Source organism: Herbaspirillum sp. B65 (assembly GCF_000333555.1).
Classification (GTDB): Bacteria; Pseudomonadota; Gammaproteobacteria; order Burkholderiales; family Burkholderiaceae_D; genus Herbaspirillum; species Herbaspirillum rubrisubalbicans.
In genome coordinates this window covers 1-5815 of sequence record NZ_BADI01000773.1, presented here as the reverse complement: position 1 = coordinate 5815, position 5815 = coordinate 1, and the positions used below count along the sequence as shown (strand labels likewise).

Here is a 5815-nt window from a genome sequence, read left to right as displayed (position 1 = left end):
GCCTCTGCTCTTGCCGGCCAGCCCGAGCAGGCGCTGCACCACTTCCTCGAAGGTGGCAATGTGGGCATAGTCATCGGCCAGCATGGCGCGGTCGGCATCGTCGGAAACATGTACCTCGGTATAGGTCTTGAGCTGCTTGTTCATGCGTGCGCGGTGCACGCCCATCTCCTGCATCAGGCGGCCGCGGTCATTGGCATCGGGATTGGTGAGATAGTTGTAGACCCGCCCCTGGATGGCATTGAAAGCGCCCAGCGCATCATCCAGCGTGGTCACGCTGGGCACGGTCCTGGCCTGGGCATAGCTGGCGGCCTGAAAGACGTTCTCGATCTGGCGCATACTGACGACGGCCGTGGCGACCAGACCCAGCATGGCCAACAGGATCAGCACGAACAAACGCTGACCCACGGTCAACGTGCGAAACCCAGGCCTGGACATGAATTCCTCCCCCCAGAGGTACAGCGCGGTACATTCAGGATGGCATCGGTGTTGTTGCAAGGACGCCAAGTAATGGCAAGCAACTTATAGCGCGCAGCAGAGCTTGTCAATCGATGCGCGGCATTCCTGCAAGGCGATAAAGACAGAATGCCGTCCGGCAAGGTGCGGGACGGCATTCCTGATCGCTGGTATGAGGCGATTACCCGCCCCGTCCCAGTATTTTCAGTCGAAGCTGATCTGTACCTTCATCATCTGTGAGCGGTCGCCAGCGATCTCGAAGGCTTCCACCGCCTGGGAAATCGGATAGGTAGCCGAGATCAACGGCTTCACATCCACCAGCTTGCGGTTCATCAATTCCACCGCCATGGCGAACTCTTCGTGGAAGCGGAAAGCGCCGCGCCAGTCCAGCTCCTTGCCCACCAGCAGGTTGGCCGGGAACTGGATATCCCCACCCAGGCCGACCTGCACGATGATGGCTTGCGGACGCAAGGCTTCCAGCGCACCGACCAGGGCCCGTTCGTTGCCGCTGGCCTCGAAGAGCACATCGAAGGTCCCCTTGTCGGCGGCATACGCCTTGAGCGCATCGGGGGTCTCGGCCATGTTGATGGCACGGTCGGCACCGACCTTGAGCGCGGTTTCCAGCGGCATCCTGGCCACATCGGTGACCACCACTTCCAGCGCCCCGGCGCGGCGCGCCGCCACCACGACCAGCGCGCCGATCGGGCCACAGCCGGTCACCAGCACCCGCTTGCCCACCAATGGACCAGCGCGACGCACCGCGTGCAGCGCTACCGACAATGGTTCGGCCATGGCGGCTTCGCCATCGCTGACGTGGTCGGCCACGATGTGGGCTTGCGAACGTTCGATGATGATTTCCTGGCGGAACGCGCCCTGCACGTGCGGGGTGCGCATGGCGCTGCCGTAGAAGCGCATGTCCAGGCAGTGGTTCTGCTTGCCTTCCTGGCAGTATTTGCACAGGCCACAGGGGCGGCTGGGAGAAATGGCGATACGCGTGCCAGGAGCGATGTCGGTGATGGCCGAACCCACTTCGGCGATCTGGCCCGACACTTCATGGCCCAGCACCATCGGCTCCTTGATGCGTACCACGCCGAAACCGCCGTGGTGATAGTAGTGCAGGTCCGAGCCACAGATGCCGCCGGCCTTGACCTTGACCTTCAGTTGTTGCGGCTGCAGCGCGCCGGTATCGAGTGGTTCGATGCGCAGGTCGTGCGGCGCATGGATGACGAGGCCTTGTTGCATGGTCTTCTCCGAAAATGAGGTAAATGATTTACAAGGTCGCGGTCACACCGCCATCCACGTAGAGGATATGGCCATTGACAAAGCGCGAGGCATCGCTGGCCAGGAATACAGCTGCGCCCACCAGGTCTTCGACGTCACCCCAGCGGCGCGACGGCGTGCGGCCCACCAGCCAGTCGGTGAATTTGGCATCATTGACCAGGGCCATGTTCATCTCAGTCTTGAAGTAGCCCGGCCCCAGGCCATTGACCTGGATGCCGTACTTGCCCCAGTCGATGGCCATGCCCTTGGTGAACATCTTCACCGCGCCCTTGGTGGCGGTATAGGGTGCAATACCTGGGCGACCCAGTTCGCTCTGTACCGAGCAGATGTTGATGATCTTGCCGGCGCCACGCGGGATCATGTGGCGGGCTACCGCCTGGGCGGCATAGAAGACGCTGTTCAAGTTGGTATTGATGAGGTCGTGCCAGTCCGATTCCTTGAACTCTTCCAGCGGATTGCGGCGCTGGATGCCGGCATTGTTGACCAGGATGTCGATGGCGCCGATCTCGCTTTCGATCTTCTGCACCGCGGCCTTCACGTCTTCGGCGGAGGTTGCATCGAAGCTGGATTCATGGATGGTATGTCCCTCGGCCCGCAGTTGCGCGGCAACCTTGGCGAGCTTGCCGGCATCGCGCCCGTTGAGCACGATGGCCGCGCCCGCTTGCGCCATGCCGCGCGCCAGCGCCAGGCCGATGCCACCGGAAGAACCGGTGATGAGGGCCAGCCTACCTTCCAGGGAAAAGCCCTGCAATCCTGCGGGCAAGGGGGTGGTCTTGATGGTCATGAGGTGTCTTTCTTCTTGTCGGAAATTTCATTGTCAAACCCTGCCTTGCCCGCACGGGCGCAAAACAGGACTCAGTGCGGCCTTCCGGTCTCGCGCTGGAACGCGGCGATGGCGTGATACTCCGCCTCCAGCTTGGCCGGAATGGCTGCAAAGATGGGTTGCAGGCGACCATAGACGGCCACCGCGTCAGCCTCGGGGGTATGGTGATTGGTGGAACCGACCATGCCCGAGATCACCGACAGCGACGGCACCAGGCCCAATGCCCAGGCCCCCAGCACGGCGGCGCCCAGGCAAGACGATTCCACGCTTTCCGGCACCACCACTTCACGGTTGAAGATGTCGGCCATCATCTGGCGCCACAGCGCCGAGCGAGCGAAGCCGCCGGTGGCCATCATGCGTTTGGTGGGACCGACCAGCTCTTCCAGTGCCGGCAGGATGCTGTAGAGATTGAAGATCACGCCTTCCAGTGCAGCGCGGATCATGTGGTGCTTGCCGTGATGCAGGGCCAGGCCGAAGAAGGAACCGCGCAGGTCGGCATTCCACAGCGGCGCACGCTCACCGGCCATGAAGGGATGGAACAGCAAGCCCTCCGCGCCGGGCCGCACCTGCTCGGCGATACGGGTCAGGGCCTCATAGGGATCGACACCCTCCTCGCGCGCTGCGGCCGCTTCCGCGGTCGCCAGTTCATCGCGCACCCAACGGAAGATGTTGCCGCCATTGTTGACCGGTCCGCCCACCACCCAGTGCTTTTCGGTCAAGGCATAGCAGAACAGGCGACCATGCGGATCGGTCAGCGGTTCATCGATGACGGTGCGCATGGCGCCGGAGGTGCCGATGGTCACCGCCACGTGACCGACCTCGATGGCGTTGACGCCCAGGTTGGAGAGCACGCCATCGTTGGCGCCGATGATGAAGGGGGTATCGACCGCCAGGCCCAGGCGCTGCGCCATCTCGGGCGAAAGCGCCGGCAGCCGGTGGGTGGTGGGCACTGGCGTGGGCAATTGCTCGGGCTTGACGCCCAGCAGTGCCAGCGCCCCCTGGTCCCAGGCCAGCTCGCGCAGGTTGAACATGCCGGTGGCCGAGGCGATGGAGTGATCCACCACCCATTGACCGAACAACTGGTACAGCAGATATTCCTTGATGCCCACGAAGCGGGCCGCCCGCTGGAAGACTTCCGGCTTTTCATGACGCAGCCACATCAGCTTGCACAGCGGCGACATCGGATGGATGGGCGTACCGGTGCGGCGATAGATGGCATTGCCATCGTGCTCGTGCTTGATGCGCTCGGCCCACACCGAGGCGCGGATATCGCCCCAGGTGATGCTGTTGCACAGCAGCCGGTTGTCGGCGTCCAGCGCGATGACGCTATGCATGGCCGCGCTGAAGGAAAGCAGCGCGATATCCTCGGGCAACGCCTTGGCGGCCTTGACCGCGCCGCCAATGGAGGCCAGCGCAGCCGCCACGATCTGATCCGGGTCCTGTTCCGCCATGCCCGGTTCGGTGCAGATCACCGGATATTCCTCTGCATACTGGGCAAGCACCTTGCCGTCGAGCGTGAAGACGACGGTCTTGGTGCTGGTGGTACCGATATCGACACCGAGCATGTAGCGGGCGCAAGAGGACATGTGAATTTTCCTTATCAGGCAAAGCAAGACGCCCGGACCAGCCGGGCGTTGCGGGGTCTTAGACGACCAGGTTGAGCAACATGATGAAGATGATAGCAACAACCGAGATCAGGGTTTCCATCACCGTCCAGGTCTTGAAGGTCTCACCGACGCTCATGTTGAAGTATTCCTTGACCAGCCAGAAGCCGGCATCGTTGACGTGCGACAGGATCAGCGAACCGGCGCCGGTGGCCAGCACCAGCAATTCCTTGTTGGTACCGGGGATCAGCGCCACCAGCGGCGCCACGATACCGGCCCCGGTGATGGTGGCCACCGTGGCCGAACCGGTCGCCACACGAATCACGCCGGCCACGAACCAGGCCAGCAGCAACGGCGAGATCTGCGCATGGACAGCCAGTTGGCCGATGGACGTGCCCACGCCGGAATTGACCAGCATCTGCTTGAAGCCGCCACCGGCGCCGATGATGAGCACGATGGCCGCAGTCGGCGCCAGGCTCTGGTCAACGAACTTGAGCACTTGCTGGCGGCTGAAGCCACGGGCGATGCCAAAGGTCCAGATCGCCAGCAGGAGTGCGGCCAGCAGAGCCACGATGGGGTTGCCGATGAAGTCCATCAAGTCGCGCAGGGGGTGGCCGTCAGGCAGGGTGACATCGACCAAGGTCTTCAACAGCATCAGGAACACCGGCGCCAGCACCGTCACCAACGTCGTGGTGAAGCCCGGCAGATTGGTGGTCTGCGGTTCACGCGCCAGTTGCGCCATCAATTCCTCGGACGGTTTGATGTCGACGTAACGCGAGATGAAGGCGCCGAACAGGGGACCGGCAATGATGACCGTGGGCAGGCCCACCAGCAATCCATAGAAGATGGTCTTGCCAATGTCGGCACCGAAGATGCCGATGGCCAACAGCGGCCCCGGATGCGGCGGCACCAGGCCGTGCATCACCGACAGGCTGGCCAGCATGGGCATCCCGATCTTGAACAGCGGCACGCCCGAGCGACGCGCCACGATGAACACCAGCGGGATCAGGAGCACGAAGCCGATCTCGAAGAACAAGGGAATGCCCACCAGGAAGGCGCCCATCATCATGGCCCAGTGCACCCGCTCGCGGCCGAAGGCGCGCACCAGCGTCTGCGCAATCTGGTCGGCTCCGCCGGACTCGGCCATGAGCTTGCCCAGCATGGTCCCCAGGCCCAGCACGATGCCCACGAAACCGAGCACGCCGCCGAAGCCGTCCTGGAAGGACTTGACGATCTTGGGCAAGGGCATCCCCGAGATCAGTCCAAGCAAGCCCGACGTGATGGTCAGGGCGATAAAAGGATGGATGCGCAAGCGCGTGATCATCAGGATCAGCGCGAGGATCGCGATGACTGCATTGAACAGCAAGGTGGCGTCGTGGCTCATTCCCAGCATGGGATCTCCGATTGCCGATAGCCGATGCCGTGCGGCCAGCGGCAAGACCGCAGCCACGCGGCCCGCAGCGATGCCAGGGGCGAACGTCTCCTGCGGGCCGGCCTGGGCGGCACGAACACCTGCACTATCTGCGTAGTGTTATCTGATTGTCCTGAGTGTGGTATGTCGCGACCAGCACCGCCTCCGTGTGCCCGGAGGTTCGGATGTTAGCGTTAACATGCGGCGCGATGATAACGCTAACATTTGCACGGTCAAACACTG

5 protein-coding genes are annotated in these 5815 nt (G+C 62.9%); all 5 read right to left on the bottom strand.

The features are described from left to right. Window positions 1–435, bottom strand: a 435-nt coding sequence (locus I5W_RS18205) for an MCP four helix bundle domain-containing protein (protein ID WP_252717100.1), incomplete at its 3' end; no start/stop codon positions are given. A 222-nt stretch (window positions 436–657) separates the two neighbouring features. Beyond that, window positions 658–1695: an L-idonate 5-dehydrogenase gene (locus I5W_RS18200; RefSeq protein ID WP_044530284.1), complete on the bottom strand. Its 1038-nt coding sequence runs from the start codon at window positions 1693–1695 to the stop codon at window positions 658–660. A 28-nt stretch (window positions 1696–1723) separates the two neighbouring features. Then, window positions 1724–2518: a glucose 1-dehydrogenase gene (locus I5W_RS18195; RefSeq protein WP_017454860.1), complete on the bottom strand. Its 795-nt coding sequence runs from the start codon at window positions 2516–2518 to the stop codon at window positions 1724–1726. 71 nt (window positions 2519–2589) lie between these two features. Further along, window positions 2590–4143, bottom strand: coding sequence for a gluconokinase (gene gntK, locus I5W_RS18190; protein WP_044530283.1), 1554 nt, complete (start codon window positions 4141–4143; stop codon window positions 2590–2592). Between the two features lie 58 nt (window positions 4144–4201). Beyond that, entirely contained in the window at window positions 4202–5554 is a 1353-nt protein-coding gene (locus tag I5W_RS18185) for a GntP family permease (RefSeq protein ID WP_017453796.1), read from the bottom strand. Window positions 5555–5815: the final 261 nt, after the last annotated feature.